General features: G+C 72.0%; 25 protein-coding genes. 2 read left to right on the forward strand and 23 right to left on the reverse strand.

What is annotated here, in order from left to right; all coding sequences use genetic code 11:
- Positions 1 to 4: 4 nt before the first annotated feature.
- On the reverse strand, positions 5 to 1,567 hold the full coding sequence (locus tag AB0M11_RS08160; RefSeq protein WP_365702659.1) for a terminase large subunit: 1,563 nt from the start codon (positions 1,565 to 1,567) through the stop codon (positions 5 to 7).
- Positions 1,506 to 1,994, reverse strand: coding sequence for a phage terminase small subunit P27 family (locus AB0M11_RS08165; protein WP_365702661.1), 489 nt, complete (start codon positions 1,992 to 1,994; stop codon positions 1,506 to 1,508). The genes AB0M11_RS08160 and AB0M11_RS08165 overlap by 62 nt, the downstream gene beginning before the upstream one ends.
- A gap of 211 nt (positions 1,995 to 2,205) precedes the next feature.
- Between AB0M11_RS08165 and AB0M11_RS08170 the strand changes: the two genes are divergently transcribed.
- Complete coding sequence (locus AB0M11_RS08170) at positions 2,206 to 2,409, forward strand: hypothetical protein (RefSeq protein ID WP_365702663.1); 204 nt, start codon at positions 2,206 to 2,208, stop codon at positions 2,407 to 2,409.
- Between the two features lie 22 nt (positions 2,410 to 2,431).
- On the opposite strand, the gene AB0M11_RS08175 is transcribed toward AB0M11_RS08170, so the two are convergent.
- The 6 genes from AB0M11_RS08175 to AB0M11_RS08200 form a co-directional block, all read right to left on the reverse strand.
- A complete protein-coding gene (locus tag AB0M11_RS08175) occupies positions 2,432 to 2,785 on the reverse strand; it encodes an HNH endonuclease (RefSeq protein WP_365702665.1) in 354 nt (117 codons plus the stop codon).
- Positions 2,786 to 2,911: 126 nt separating this feature from the next.
- Complete coding sequence (locus tag AB0M11_RS08180) at positions 2,912 to 3,112, reverse strand: hypothetical protein (protein WP_365702667.1); 201 nt, start codon at positions 3,110 to 3,112, stop codon at positions 2,912 to 2,914.
- A 175-nt stretch (positions 3,113 to 3,287) separates the two neighbouring features.
- Positions 3,288 to 3,662 (reverse strand): hypothetical protein, encoded by a 375-nt coding sequence (locus AB0M11_RS08185; RefSeq protein WP_365702669.1) that lies wholly within the window; start codon positions 3,660 to 3,662, stop codon positions 3,288 to 3,290.
- Positions 3,662 to 4,168: a hypothetical protein gene (locus AB0M11_RS08190; RefSeq protein WP_365702671.1), complete on the reverse strand. Its 507-nt coding sequence runs from the start codon at positions 4,166 to 4,168 to the stop codon at positions 3,662 to 3,664. Before AB0M11_RS08190 ends, AB0M11_RS08185 begins: the two co-directional genes overlap by 1 nt.
- Before the next feature lie 8 nt (positions 4,169 to 4,176).
- On the reverse strand, positions 4,177 to 4,332 hold the full coding sequence (locus AB0M11_RS08195; protein WP_365702673.1) for a hypothetical protein: 156 nt from the start codon (positions 4,330 to 4,332) through the stop codon (positions 4,177 to 4,179).
- Between the two features lie 9 nt (positions 4,333 to 4,341).
- A complete protein-coding gene (locus tag AB0M11_RS08200) occupies positions 4,342 to 5,139 on the reverse strand; it encodes a hypothetical protein (protein ID WP_365702675.1) in 798 nt (265 codons plus the stop codon).
- A gap of 188 nt (positions 5,140 to 5,327) precedes the next feature.
- Between AB0M11_RS08200 and AB0M11_RS08205 the strand changes: the two genes are divergently transcribed.
- The gene (locus AB0M11_RS08205; protein WP_365702677.1) at positions 5,328 to 5,621 is read left to right on the forward strand and encodes a hypothetical protein; all 294 of its coding nucleotides are present in this window, start codon (positions 5,328 to 5,330) and stop codon (positions 5,619 to 5,621) included.
- 39 nt (positions 5,622 to 5,660) lie between these two features.
- On the opposite strand, the gene AB0M11_RS08210 is transcribed toward AB0M11_RS08205, so the two are convergent.
- The 15 genes from AB0M11_RS08210 to AB0M11_RS08280 all read right to left on the reverse strand — a co-directional run bounded on the left by AB0M11_RS08210 (position 5,661) and on the right by AB0M11_RS08280 (position 12,225).
- Positions 5,661 to 6,275, reverse strand: a complete 615-nt coding sequence (locus tag AB0M11_RS08210) for a hypothetical protein (RefSeq protein WP_365702680.1) — start codon at positions 6,273 to 6,275, stop codon at positions 5,661 to 5,663.
- A gap of 4 nt (positions 6,276 to 6,279) precedes the next feature.
- Entirely contained in the window at positions 6,280 to 7,230 is a 951-nt protein-coding gene (locus tag AB0M11_RS08215; RefSeq protein ID WP_365702682.1) for a hypothetical protein, read from the reverse strand.
- Complete coding sequence (locus AB0M11_RS08220) at positions 7,227 to 7,577, reverse strand: hypothetical protein (RefSeq protein WP_365702684.1); 351 nt, start codon at positions 7,575 to 7,577, stop codon at positions 7,227 to 7,229. The genes AB0M11_RS08215 and AB0M11_RS08220 overlap by 4 nt, the downstream gene beginning before the upstream one ends.
- Positions 7,574 to 7,774: a hypothetical protein gene (locus tag AB0M11_RS08225; RefSeq protein ID WP_365702686.1), complete on the reverse strand. Its 201-nt coding sequence runs from the start codon at positions 7,772 to 7,774 to the stop codon at positions 7,574 to 7,576. Before AB0M11_RS08225 ends, AB0M11_RS08220 begins: the two co-directional genes overlap by 4 nt.
- Positions 7,775 to 7,859: 85 nt before the next feature.
- Positions 7,860 to 8,072: a hypothetical protein gene (locus tag AB0M11_RS08230; protein WP_365702688.1), complete on the reverse strand. Its 213-nt coding sequence runs from the start codon at positions 8,070 to 8,072 to the stop codon at positions 7,860 to 7,862.
- Positions 8,073 to 8,099: 27 nt separating this feature from the next.
- Positions 8,100 to 8,345, reverse strand: a complete 246-nt coding sequence (locus AB0M11_RS08235) for a WhiB family transcriptional regulator (protein WP_365702690.1) — start codon at positions 8,343 to 8,345, stop codon at positions 8,100 to 8,102.
- Positions 8,342 to 8,686 (reverse strand): hypothetical protein, encoded by a 345-nt coding sequence (locus AB0M11_RS08240; RefSeq protein ID WP_365702693.1) that lies wholly within the window; start codon positions 8,684 to 8,686, stop codon positions 8,342 to 8,344. The genes AB0M11_RS08235 and AB0M11_RS08240 overlap by 4 nt, the downstream gene beginning before the upstream one ends.
- Before the next feature lie 31 nt (positions 8,687 to 8,717).
- Positions 8,718 to 9,236: a histone-like nucleoid-structuring protein Lsr2 gene (locus tag AB0M11_RS08245; protein ID WP_365702696.1), complete on the reverse strand. Its 519-nt coding sequence runs from the start codon at positions 9,234 to 9,236 to the stop codon at positions 8,718 to 8,720.
- Entirely contained in the window at positions 9,233 to 10,066 is an 834-nt protein-coding gene (locus AB0M11_RS08250; RefSeq protein WP_365702698.1) for a hypothetical protein, read from the reverse strand. The genes AB0M11_RS08245 and AB0M11_RS08250 overlap by 4 nt, the downstream gene beginning before the upstream one ends.
- Before the next feature lie 91 nt (positions 10,067 to 10,157).
- Positions 10,158 to 10,595 (reverse strand): hypothetical protein, encoded by a 438-nt coding sequence (locus AB0M11_RS08255; RefSeq protein ID WP_365702700.1) that lies wholly within the window; start codon positions 10,593 to 10,595, stop codon positions 10,158 to 10,160.
- Between the two features lie 20 nt (positions 10,596 to 10,615).
- A complete protein-coding gene (locus AB0M11_RS08260; protein WP_365702702.1) occupies positions 10,616 to 10,891 on the reverse strand; it encodes a hypothetical protein in 276 nt (91 codons plus the stop codon).
- Entirely contained in the window at positions 10,888 to 11,310 is a 423-nt protein-coding gene (locus AB0M11_RS08265; protein WP_365702704.1) for a WhiB family transcriptional regulator, read from the reverse strand. The genes AB0M11_RS08260 and AB0M11_RS08265 overlap by 4 nt, the downstream gene beginning before the upstream one ends.
- Positions 11,307 to 11,807 carry a hypothetical protein gene (locus AB0M11_RS08270; protein ID WP_365702705.1) on the reverse strand — a complete coding sequence of 167 codons (501 nt, stop codon included), beginning with the start codon at positions 11,805 to 11,807 and terminating at the stop codon, positions 11,307 to 11,309. Before AB0M11_RS08270 ends, AB0M11_RS08265 begins: the two co-directional genes overlap by 4 nt.
- Positions 11,804 to 12,019 (reverse strand): hypothetical protein, encoded by a 216-nt coding sequence (locus AB0M11_RS08275; RefSeq protein WP_365702706.1) that lies wholly within the window; start codon positions 12,017 to 12,019, stop codon positions 11,804 to 11,806. Before AB0M11_RS08275 ends, AB0M11_RS08270 begins: the two co-directional genes overlap by 4 nt.
- A complete protein-coding gene (locus AB0M11_RS08280) occupies positions 12,016 to 12,225 on the reverse strand; it encodes a hypothetical protein (protein ID WP_365702708.1) in 210 nt (69 codons plus the stop codon). The genes AB0M11_RS08275 and AB0M11_RS08280 overlap by 4 nt, the downstream gene beginning before the upstream one ends.
- Positions 12,226 to 12,247: the final 22 nt, after the last annotated feature.

Genomic DNA, 12,247 nt, shown 5'->3' on the forward strand with positions numbered 1-12,247 from the left:
CCTCCTACAGGTCGGCCCAGCTCCAGAACTGCGGCGTCGGTTCGGGTTCGGGTTCCTGGCAGGCCCGTTCGTGGGCCATCACCGCCGCCACGGCGAGGTCGATCTTCCGGGGGCTGTTCCTGGCGTCCTTCGACAGCCGGGAGCCGCGAGAGTCGGTCTTGACGACGCAGTTCGACAGGTGCCGGGCCAGGCGCGGGTCCCCGGAGTGCGTGAGCGAGCGGTTCATGACGGCCTCGTAGAACCGGGTGGTCGCAGGGATCATCCGGGCCGGGGACTGGGGGAACTCCACGACCGGCAGGCCCTCGTCCTCCAGCACCTGATACGTGCGGCCCCACCGGTAGGGGTCGCACACGATCTCGCGGACGCTCCAGCGGCGGCACGCCGTCCGGATCGCGGCCTCGACGTCAAGGATCGGGACCGTCCAGTCGTGGCCCGCGTCCGACGGCTTCTCCCACGCCGCGACGACGTCCACGTGCGGCACCTCGCCGCACGAGACGGCCACCAGTGCCGTGCTGTCGCCGTTGAACGAGCCATCGAAGCCAAGGCAGACCTCCTCGGCGTCCGGGATCGCACCGAGCTCGCCGCGGCAGACGTCCCAGGCGCCGGCGGGCAGCCACGCCTCGGCGGTGTTCACCCACTGGTTCAGGCGTTTCGTGCGGAACTCGGCCTCCGGGGTCCGCTTCACCGCGGCCTCGAAGTCCTCCGGGTCGATCAGGTCGCCGAACGCCGGGTTCGCCATCGCCCACGTCACAGCCAGGCGGTGGTCGGCGTCGTCCGGGGCGCCCCACCAGGCCATGAAGAACGACGGGTCGACCTCCTCGCCCGCGGCGATCTTCTGCCCGTACTGGAACAGCTGGTAGCAGATGCTGTCCTTGCCGGTCGAGTCGGTCTTCACCCCTGACGTGGTGATGGCAAACAGCAGAGGGTCCAGCCTGGCTCCCGCCGCGAGCGCCATGACGTTCCACAGGTCAGGCTTTGGCTGCGCGTGCAGCTCGTCGAAGACGACGCGGGTCGGCGAGAGACCTTCCTTGGTGAAGGCCTCCGCCGACAGACACCGGTAGACGCTGCCAGTGGACGGGACCTCGAGGGCGTCCTTGTAGACCTTGATGGCCTCGGACAGGTCCGGGCTGTTCTCGACCATCCGGCGTGCATCGCCGAAGACGATCCTCGCCTGCTCCTTGTCGGCGGCGCAGCTGTAGACCTCGGCGCCGCTGCCCTCGAACAGCCCGTCCAGGGCAACCCCAGCGCCAAGCCCGGACTTGCCGTTCTTCCGCGGCTCACCAATCAGCGCGACCCGATGCCGCCGCCGGCCGTCCGCCCGGCGGGCGAAGACGTGCCCGAGCAACTTGTGCTGCCACGGCCGCAGCAGCAGCGGCGACCCGGACGGCCCGGCGAACGTGTCCTTCGTGACGACGCACAGCGCCTCGATGAAGTCAGCGACGTCCTCGCCGTCGCCGCGCTTCACGTCTGCGGCCGGGACCGGCGTCAGGAACCTGGGCGGCCAGCTACTGGGCGCCCTGGATCCGCGCTTGGCGGCGGGCGACGAGCTCTTCGAGCTTCGAGGCACGCTTCACCTCCGCATACCCGAGCCGAGCCCGGTCCGTCGGCGTGAAGCCGCACAGCGACTCCCACTTCGTCATCTGCGACTCCAGCGCCCGGATCTCGGAGAGCAGCGGGTGCGCGCGCATCTGCCCCATGGAGCCGGTCACCATGTAGCCGTCCTGGGCGACCTGGTCCCGCATCGCCTCCCGCTCGTCGTGCGCCTCGCACAGCCGCGTCAGGACGTCCAGGTCGGTCGCCGGGGATAGCCACGCCTGCCCAGCCGTCCAGAGCCGCTCCCACGTCCGTTGGCCGACCTCGCCGAGGGTGTCCGGCGGCGGCGGTGTGTCGGCGACCGCGGCGAGGTGCACGACGGGCTCGGGGAGGTTCCTCTTGCCCGGGTTGCCAGTTCGCCGCTTACGTTCCGTGGGCGTTGGCGGTCGGCCTGCGGTCATGATCGCCACCCCCGAAATGGATGTAGATCAAAAACCGGCTCAATTTCGCGTCGCCGTGTGGGGGATGGGGGGCCGGGTCCGAAGACGATCATGCTTTGAAGATCGACCCCGCCCCCCTTATGCGACGACGCGAGCCGCCGGTCATCGGAAGCCACCACAGAGCGTGTGCGCGGCTCGGCGTCCGCGCCCTTGGGAGTGCCATGCTGGTCATATGCATCGTCTGATCCGCCGCCTGCTGGGCAGGCCCACCATCAGTGAGCAATACGCATCCCTTGGCCGTGCCATGGCGGACAGCTTCGCGGCGGGTCTGCGAGACCCGCGTCCGCTGACCGCCGAGGAGATGGCCGAGCTGGATGCCTACACCGGCGCCGTCGCCCGGCGGTCCTTCCCGATGCTGTACGACGACGAAGACTGACGGTGGCAGGGGCAGGCTGCCATCAGTCGGTGGTGATGCTGTGCTTCCTGCTGTTGCAGCCACGGCACAGGACCTGGATGTTCTCGGGGTCGTCGGTGCCGCCTGCCGCCTTGGGCACCACGTGGTCGGCGGTGAGGTTGGAGGCTTCGTGTGGTGGCACTCGCCATCCTGGGCACCAGTTGCCGTGCTGGGTGCGGTGCTGGGCTACGGCCTGGGCTGCTGCGGTGCGCCAGGCCTGGGTGTAGCCGCGCTGGTGTGCGCTACCTCGGGTGCGGTCCTGCTGTGCCTGCCACTCTCGCTGGTGGGTGTCGCAGCGTGAGGGGTTGCGGGTGAGGGTGCCGCACACCAGGCAGGGGCGGCGTCGACGTGGGGTCATGTCCCCTCCCTGCTGGCACGACGAAGCCCCGGCAGGTGAGCGACCGGCCGGGGCTTCGTGTGCGTCTGTGGTGCCGTGTGTGGGCACAGTTGTACGCGGAGATCGTCACACAGCGTTGACCTGCGGTCAAGCAGACTTGCGCTGGGCTCGTTTGGCTGCGAGGGCGGCGACGTCCGCGGCGGCGAACTCGGGGTACCGCGGGCTGCCGCCGGTGCGCTGCAGCTGCTTGCGAAGGACGAGGTTGCGGAGGGCGCCGGCGCTGATGCCGAGGGCCTGGCGGGTCTGTGCGGCGGTGAGGTGGCCGGGGCGGGCGTACAGCTGGTGCATGGCCTCATGATGCCCGTGGGGCAGGGGTGAGGCCCGCGCCCCGGGGGAGGTAGCGCGGGCCTCTATGACGGTTCCACTGTAGGACGGCGGTGTGACATCGGTCAGTGGCCGCAGTTCTTCGTCCACCATCCGCACTTGGCGCAGTACTCGTAGGCGGTGGCGATCAGGTGTCCGATCATCGGTCGGTCACCTCCCCCTGCACGACGTGGACGTGGGTGTGGTGGGGGCGGTCGGCGGATGCGCTGGTGTAGATCAACATCCCCTTCTGGGTTTCGGAAGGGGTGACGCTGACGAGTTCGTGACCTGCACATTCACGGCAGGATGGCCGCCCCTCTTCCGGTGGGGGAGTGGCGGACGAATCGGACACCCGGCGGCGCGCGGCTCGCCACAGCGCGAACGTGCCGGCCGTGACGAGGACGAGGACGGCGAGCGCGTCGCTGATCGCGAACAGCACGGCCACGACAACCCCGGCGAGGACGACCAGGACGCACGCTCCGGCCGCCCGGGACGGCTGCTCCTCGGGCTCTTCGGCCCGCTTCTGCGCCGCCATCACATGACCCCGTACACGGTGCCGCCGAGCCAGTTCGCGGCCGTGGCGAGCGGCACCGCGGCGAACCCGGCGATGCCGGCCGAGGTGCCGAGGGTCATGCCGCACCAGGCGCCGCGGCTGATCGAGGCGCCGTGCTTGGACTTCTTCGCGGCGGCGACCACGATCACGGTGAGGATGAGGACGAGGGCGCCGCCGGTCTGGGTGAGCGGCAGGTACACGGTGCCGCCGGCGCGCTGTCCGGCGTCCGTGCCGACGCCCCAGACGAGGGAGACGTCCCCGAGCCACGAGGTGATCCACACGGCGGTCCGGGCGGCCCACCCGATCAGGCCGCCGATGCCGAGGACGGTGAGGGCGCCGTACGCCCACGCGAGGAGGAACGGGAGCAGCTCGGCGGCGTGGCGGACTGGGTCCTTCATGAGGGGTTTGCGGCCGGGCCACCAGTGGGTGAGCTGGTAGGCGAGGATCATCAGTCCGACGGTGACACCGCCAATGGTTACGTAGGTCATGGGGTCCTTCAGCGGACGACGGCCACGACGAGCGCGGCGAGGGTGACGATGAACGCGGCGGTCCCGGCGACAGGCGGGACGGCGCGGAAGTCGACGAGCGCGAGGCCGATGAGGGCTGCGAGCGCGGCGAGGGTGAAGTAGAAGATGAGCAGCGCGGCGAGCACGGCGGGCGCCTACGCGGTGCGGCCGATGGCCGGCGGCAGTTCGGCGAGGTCGGGCTCGTGCTCCTCGATCTCAGCGCGGAGGGTGCCTCGGATCGTGGAGTCGCCGACGCGGCCGTGGCCGGCGTCGATGAGGGCTTGGCGCATGGCGGCGGTGCCGGGGCGAGTGCCGTCGTTGTAGAGCGGGCGGATGGCGGCGCATCGCGGGTCGCGGTACTTGATGACGGGCGGCTGCTCCTCGGCCGGAGGCTCCAGTTCGGCGCGCGGCTCCTCGGCGGGCGGGATCGCCGGGGCCTGTACGGGCGGCGGCGGGACGACGGGCGTTGCAGCGCGCTCGACGACGGGCGGCGTCGCCATGGTGTCGACGCTGGTCGTCGGGGCCGGAACGGGCGTCGCCGCGAGGTGCAGCAGGTGCGCGAGGACGGCCGGGGGCACCATCGACGTGATGGCGATCAACCAGGCCTGGTTGTGGTCCATGTGCCCGGTGTTGACGAGGTGGGCGACGACCTGCGCGGCGAGGGCGAGGACGATGGCGAAGGCGGCGCCGGCCGTGGCGGAGAAGCGGCCGCGTGCGCCCTTGGGGCGGGTGGCGGCGACGACTGCGGCGATACCGGCGTAGGCGCTGAGGGAAAACGGCATGCCGTAGGCCCACGGGTCGGTCCAGCCGGCGAACTTGGCGACGTGGTATTCGCCGGGCATCGACATGAGGAGCGTGGCGGCGAGGACGGCGGGGCGCCCGGCGGTGGTGGCGGTTCTGGCGTACCAGGGTGCCGATGGCGGCGGGGATGTGCGAGGCTTCGTCCAGCCCATGGAGGTCACTCTCCGGTGGTCAGAGCCCCGTTCGGTGTGTCCAGCACCTGCGGGGCTCGTTCTGTTGTGGGGCGTCGTCGGGCGTCGTCGGCCCGCCCAGACGTTCGTGTCGGATACCCGACACCGTGAAGGCTACCCGACACGACGACGGATGTGCAGACCTACGCTCCGGCGGGGAGGTGGCGGGTATGGCCGAGGAGACGCAGGAGCCGGACGAGGCGCGGGTGGCCGCGGACGAGGTGCTCGCCGCGGTGCGGGCTGCGCTGCGCGGGCTGGAGGCGATCCCGGATGCTGCGGTGCGCGCGCGGGCGGCGGGCCTGGTCCTGCGGGAGTGGCCGGCGGAGCGGGGTCTGGCGAAGGAGGTCCGTCAGCAGGCGGTCGACACGCTGCACTCGGTGCAGGGTCTCGACTTCCCGGAGATCGGTGAGGCGATTGGTACGGATCGGTCGCGGGCGTGGCGGATCTGGAAGGGCATGAGCTGACGACGCCCCGTCACCCTCCGTCGTGACGGGGCGTCGTCGTCACACTGACACCGGCTGGTAGTGCAGCAGCAGGAGGAGATCCTGCTGGGTGGCGTAGACGGTGTGGCAGGCGCGGCAGGTGAGCCGTGTCTGTCCGGCGAGGTGGGTGATGTCGGCGCCGCATACGGTGCCTGCGTCGTCGGTGAGGGCGACGCATTTGCCGACGACCTTGGGCCGGGGCGGCGGGTCGCCGACGACGGTGAGGATCGTGCCCTCGAACTGCCGGACGTCGCGGGCGAGGTCGGGCGCCTGCTCGTAGTTGGCGACGACCCAGTCCAGTTCCATGGCGAGCCATCGGCAGGCGGCCATGAGGCCGTCGGCGGGCGGCGGGGCGTGGTGGGGCCAGCGGACTCGCTGTACGTCCGTGCGCCAGGCCTCCATGGTGGTGACGACTTCCCCGCGACCGAGGAGGTCGACCACGTCCAGGTCGATGGGTGCGCGCGGCCCGGGTGCGGCGTGGGCGGTGTGTTCGACGAGGCCGGTGCAGCGGGGTACGAGGTGCTCGCCGAGCTCGTCGACGAGGCCGGGCAGCCGGGTGAGGCGTGCAGCGAGGGTGCGGGTGTCCCACTCGCACAGGTAGCCGGTGGCGGGGCGGCCGCAGAGTCCGCAGGTCACTGGGTCAGGCCTCCGTGGTCGGCTCGGCGCCGTCCAGGGCGGCGCGCACGGCCTGGATGACGTCGGCCGGGTCCTCGTAGGTATCTGGCGCGCAGGCGACGGCGCGCACCCGCTCGATGGCGGCCTGCGCATCGGCCAACTCCCGCTTCGTGTCCCGCCACTGCCGGTTGCGGAGCCGGATCTGCGCCCACAGGTTCTGGATCTGGGTGGGGTCGGCCCCGTTGGCACGGAGGCCCTCACGGAGGACGCGCAGCTCGGTCTCGGCGATGCCGGCACGACGCTGCTGCTCCTCGGCAGCCTGCTCAGCAGTATCTTCCCGGCCGATCGCGTCGTTGGCGCGCTTGTGCTCGTACTCCAGGACGACGCGCAGCTTCTCCAGCTCGGCGGCGAGGCGGTCGCGGTCCTGCTCGATCTCCTCGGCCATGCCCTTCCACGTCTCCCGGCCCGTGACGAGCTGCTCGACTCGGCGGCGAAGGGCGGCGCCCTCGCCCTCGCTGAGCACGCCGCGGGCTGCTCGGTCGGCGAGGACGCGCAGCATGTTGGGCGCGGACTCGTCGGCGGCCGGGGCCTCGGCCGTGTCGAGCCAGGGCCTGGGGTCGTCCGACTCGAAGCGGGCGCAGGGCCGGTCGCCGCACGGGCCGTTGTAGGAGTCGGGGCAGGTGCGGGTCTCCATACGGCGGCAGGCGGCGCGCGGCGGAGCGTCGGCGGTGAGGTCGTAGCCCGGTCCGCTGTGCGTCACCGCGTCGAGTAGCCGAGGCAGGAACGGACGGGGCGTCGTCGCGTCGTCGGCGCGCTCCTGCGCCGACGGGTTGAGGGCGTCGGCGATGCGTCGGAGCTGCGTCGTCACCTGCTCGCCGACCCGGACGACGGCCCGGGTGTGGGCGTCGAGCGGCGACGGGGACGCCGGGGGCGGCGGCGGGGCGGGCATGGCGTCGGGGCGGCGAGGCGTGCTCACAGGGTCTGGTCCTTCCGGGTGCAGTGCTTCGGGTCGTGCTCGGCGCCGGCCGACGTCCACCAGCGCTCGCAGCAGGCGCCCGCCAACGCCATGGCGACCACGCCGTCTTCGGCGCTGGCTCGGGTCGCCGGGGGCCGGGTGGCGCGCTCCAGCTCGGCGCGGAGGTCGTGGCGTTCCTCGCGCTGGCAGGCGTCGAGGATGACGGCCAGCCCGAGGAGAGCGGCGGTGCCCGCGAAGGCGCCGGCGTAGAGGTGGTGGCCGTCGCGGTAGCTGGCCGCGCCGCAGTGCAGGAGGAACCCGGCGGCGAGCAGGTAGCAGCAGGCGAGGAGGGTGGTGAGACGGCTCATCGGCTGATCTCGATCCGGTCGAGCGGCTTGTGCGCGGCGATCTGCCCGTGCAGCTCCCGGAGCCGCGCGAAGGCCTTGGCGTCGCGGACGCTGAGCAAGCGGCGGGCGAGCGGGGTGAGGCGTCCCCAGCAGGTCTGGCACAGGTACTGGCCCTTGCCCCGGGTGTTGGGGCAGTTGGGACAGGCGAGGCGGGTCATCGGCGTCTCCTGGGCGGGAAGAGGGCGTGGCCGCAGACGAGAGCGGCGGCCGTGAAGGTCAGGACCACGAAGGCGAGTACGCCGGTCACCGGGTCACCCGGATCACGCCGAGCGGGGTACCGGTGGCGATTGCGGTCCGCAGCTGCTTGACCCGACGGTCGGTGAGGCCGTCGCGGCGGGTGAGGCGGCGACGGGTGTCCTGCGGCAGCTTCGCCCAGCAGTCCGGGCAGAGCCGGTGCTTGGCCGGTCGGCGGCCGGTGGGGCAGCCGGGGCAGTTGAGCCCGGTGCGGTCTCTCATGGTCAACTCCGTTCGGCGGGTGGTGGGTCAGGTGGCGGTCGGGAGGGGCTGTGCGCCCGTTGGAGCGCTTCGCAGTCGGGCGGCTCGCTCTTCCATGTCGATGCCGCCCCAGACGCCGTGCCGCTCCGTCGAGGTGGCGTGGCGCCGCATGCAGGCGAGCAGCAGGGGGCACGCGGTGCGGCACTGCCGTACGGCGTAGTGCCGGTCGACCGGGTCGGGGCTGAACCAGAGGTCGGGGTCGAGGCGGCAGGGCACCGGGGCGAGGCTGGTCACGCGGCGGGCGACTGGTCGGCGGTTCGGGCGCGGCGGTCGATGGCTTCGATCCAGGCGACGGCGACGGCGGCGACCTGGATGAGTTCGGCGCGCAGCTTGGCCGGGTCGCGCTCGGCGTTGGCCTCGGCGACCTCCTCGGCGAGGATCATCGACCACGTGCCGTAGCCCGAGCCGAATGCATCCTGGCACCAGCGCCGGGCTCGGTCGGCGTCGTGCTGCTGGCTCTTGTTGCCGGTGCCGTCGTTGTGGTTCTGCTCGCCCCACTTCTGGTCCTGTCGGATTCGCTCGGCGAGGACTTCGGACAGGACGCGGTCGGTAGTGACGCTCGGGTTGGTGGCCATGCGCAGTGCCTTCCGTGGTCGGTGGAGCTGGTCAGGGGGTGGGCTGGGTGGCGCGCCAGGCGTCGAGGACGCGCTTGGGGATCTGGCCGACCCGGGGGCACTCGACGCGGTTCTCGGCCGCCCAGGCGCGCACCGTGCGGGTGTCGTAGTCGCGGGCGGCTGGGGCGCGCTTCTTCTTCGTCTTGGCCGGCGCCAGCTCCTGCTCGCGGGCCCGGAGTTCGGCCAGCCGCTTCTCCAGCTGCTCGGCTTCGGTGGTGATGGCGGTCAGTTCTTGGTCGGCGGCGTACCGGCGGCGCAGGCCGGTGAGGGCGGCGCGGGCGCGGGCGGCCTGGTCGCGGACGGCGGTGTCGGGGTGCTCGTCGCCCCACTTCAGGAGTTGGCCGACGGGCAGCTGGTCGGAGCTGGCGGCCTGCGCCGCGTGCAGGGTGGTGTTCACGGGTTGTTCGGTCCTTTCGTCGTCGGGGAGGTGGAGGCGGTTCGCGCGGGCGGCGTCGGGTCCGCCTTGCTGGTCGATCTCGTCGAGCAGGCGGCGAAAGGCGGCGATGGTCATGCGCTGTGCCTTCCGTGGTCGGTGGTGGCGAGGGCGCGCTCGCAGCCGTGGCAGAGGTCGCGGCCGGAGCGGATGAGCGGGATCTGGCACTCGCGGCAGCGGCCGGCGGTGGCGGCGGGTGCCGGTCCGGCGTCGGGCCGGTCGGTGTGGGGGTGTTCCTGGTGATCGATCTGCTCACCGGGGGGCCCATCCACCTGAGGTTGATCAACTGCGTCAGCCCCGTCGTGGGAATCCCTTGGATACCCCCCTGGGTTGTTCGGGCCGCGGTGGCCCGAACCGGTCGGGCCGCGGTGGCCCGAACTCATACGGGCCGCGGTGGCCCGAACTTCATCTTCGTTACCGTCGGTAAGTTCGGGCCGCGGTGGCCCGATGTGGTTCGGGCCGCGGTGGCCCGAACTTTCGTCGTCGTCCTGCCACGGTGCGGCGCCCTTGCCGGGCGCCCTGCCCGTCGACTTCAGGTAGTCCTCGGCCGCCTGCCAGTCCGGGAACGGATGCACAACGAGCACGTACCGGGTCGGCTTGCCGCGCTTCCGCTCCCCCGCGACCCGGACAACGCCGGCGCGGACCGCGGCCTCCAGGTAGCGGCGCGCGTCCTTCTCCCGGCAGCAGGCGGCCTCCGCGATGTCGGTGATCCGGATCGGCTTCCGGTCCGAGGAGAACGCGACCTCACCCGAGGCGGCGGCGAAGTTCCGCAGCTGGCACAGGAGCAGGGGCAAGCCGGACCGCCGCAGATACGCGCTCATGTCGCGTGTCCAGCGCCAGGAGAGGGCGTTGCCGTACGCCACCGGGACGCTGCCCGGGGCTCGGGTGTCCTGCTCGTCTGTGCTCAACTGGGGCTTCTCTCGTGATGTTGCGGAACCGATCCGGCAAGATCCGGGCGGCCCGGGGCGCCCGCCGTACGGCCGCCCCGGCGACGGGCAGCTAGCGGACGTACTCCTGGCGGCGCTCTTCCTCGCGCCTCGCCTTGTAGGCCTTCAGATCCGCCTCGGACGGCTTGCTCGCGACAAGGTCGCCGAGCTGCGCGTCCGGATGGATCGGGCCCTTGCCGACCTCGTCGAAGGTGCCGTCGATCTGCCGGCCGCGGTACATCGCGCGGCGGGCCTCGATCAGCGCCTGGGCGTCCTCGTCGGAGCGCGCGACCTCGCAGCCGGTGACCCGCAGCTTGACGTTCGGGGCCTTGTCCTCGCCCTCGGCGTGCCCGGTGTAGGTCTTCGAGGAGAGCTCGACGATCGCGTAGACGACCGTGCCCGGCTTCTCGAAGAGTCCGCGGCGCTGCTCGCGGGTCATCGACGCCTCGACGGCGGCCGCGGCCGAGTCGAGCTTGATCTCGGGGACGTCGGCGGGACTGAGCTTGGGCATGTGCTGTTCCCTTCGGGGTGCTACCTGGATCGCTTGCTGAGGGAGGACTGGAGGGCGGCGTACTGGCGGGCCGCCTGCTCGCGGACTTCGGGGATCGGGCACCCGTCCCGGCGGTGGCGCTGCGCCCGGATGACGAGGTGCTCCGTCTCGGCGTAGCCCACGGCGTCCTCGGCGAGACCGCACGGGCAGACGAAGTCGCCGCTCGCGAGGGACTTGGCCTTGTGGTTGTCGAGGCGGACCCGGAGGCCGTAGCCGGGGCTGGGGTTGCCGATCGTCGGCCCGATCCCCGTGGTCATCGCGTGACCTTCGTGGTGCCCGTACGGCGCAGTCGGTTGTCCGCGTCCGTGTTCGCCTGCCGGCACGGCTCGCAGATCTCCGTCCGTTCCCGGAGGTGCTTCTGGTAGCCGGGCCGGGTGCCGCACTTGGCGGGCTGTCGGGGCTTCTTCGGCTGCGCGGGTGCACTCGCCTCCTTGCGCCGCTTCCGCTTCATCAGCGCGGTGCGCTCGGCCGCGGTGAGCCCGCCGAAGATCCCGTAACGGGCGGACCCGTCCTCGGCCTGGAGTGCCTCGGCGAGGCAGCTCCGACGGACCGGGCAGACCGCGCAGACGCGCTTGGCCTGCCGCATGCCGGTCCTGGCCTCGGTGAAGAACTCTTCGAGGTCGAGGCCCCGGCAGGCCGCGTACTGAGCCCAGCTCAGCGCGTTGTCGACGGTCATCGGCCCACTGCCTGGTAGCCGAGGGGGTCCTCATCGGGCTCCAGACCGCGGACGACGAGCACCAGCTGCCCGCGCTTCACGACCCGTCCGAGGCGCATGTCCGGGCCGAGGACGCGGGTGTGGTCGTCGTCCTCGAACAGGCCCGCGTCCACGAGCCCGTCCACGGCGGCCTTGAAGGAGGGGTAGAGGTTGGCCGGGTCGGCCCGCCTGTCGGACCCGGGGTGCACGATGCCGAGGATGTGTGCCCGCTGGAAGAGCGGCCCCGGCTTGGCGGCGGCGAGAGCGTCCATGAGCGCGGGGCACTCGCTCACGGCCTCGAAGGCGGACTCTCGGATCTTCTTCGTCAGCCGGGCTCGGTCGTGCCGGTTGATCCGGTGGTTGGAGTTGATCTGCTTCAGCCCTGCGGGGAGGGCGATGACGAAGGGCGCGGGCCGGGAGGGCCCGGCCGCCGTGGTGGCGGCCGGACGCTCCGGGTCGAACAGGGTCGGCGCGCTCACGATGCACCGCCTGTGAGGGTGCGGATGGGCTCGTGCGCCTGCCACTGGTAGCACGACGTCTGGTCGGTGTAGACGTTCACGTACCCGTCCAGCACCTCCACGCGTTCCACCGTCTCGGCCCACGTGGACGTGAGCACGAAGATCGTGCGTCCGGGGGTGAGGGCGTCGGCACGAACGTGCTCGGTCACCGTCTCGGGGATCTCGGCGCTCACTCGGCACCCCCCGGCGGAGTCGGGGTGGTGGTGATGGTGCGGCACGTCCAGCACACCCGGCCGCCGGTCGCGAGGAACGCGTGCAGCCGCTCCGTACGCTCGGCCGGGCACCACGCGATGTCGCTGACGAGCGCCTCGGTCGGCCGCAGCATCGGCTCGGGCGCGGGACGGTGGCCGCCACGGTGGTGGCCGGTGGGCTTGGCCATGCGACGCAGGTAGGCAAGCGGG

This window comes from Streptomyces sp. NPDC051987 (assembly GCF_040680735.1).
In the GTDB taxonomy this organism is placed as follows: Bacteria; Actinomycetota; Actinomycetes; order Streptomycetales; family Streptomycetaceae; genus Streptomyces.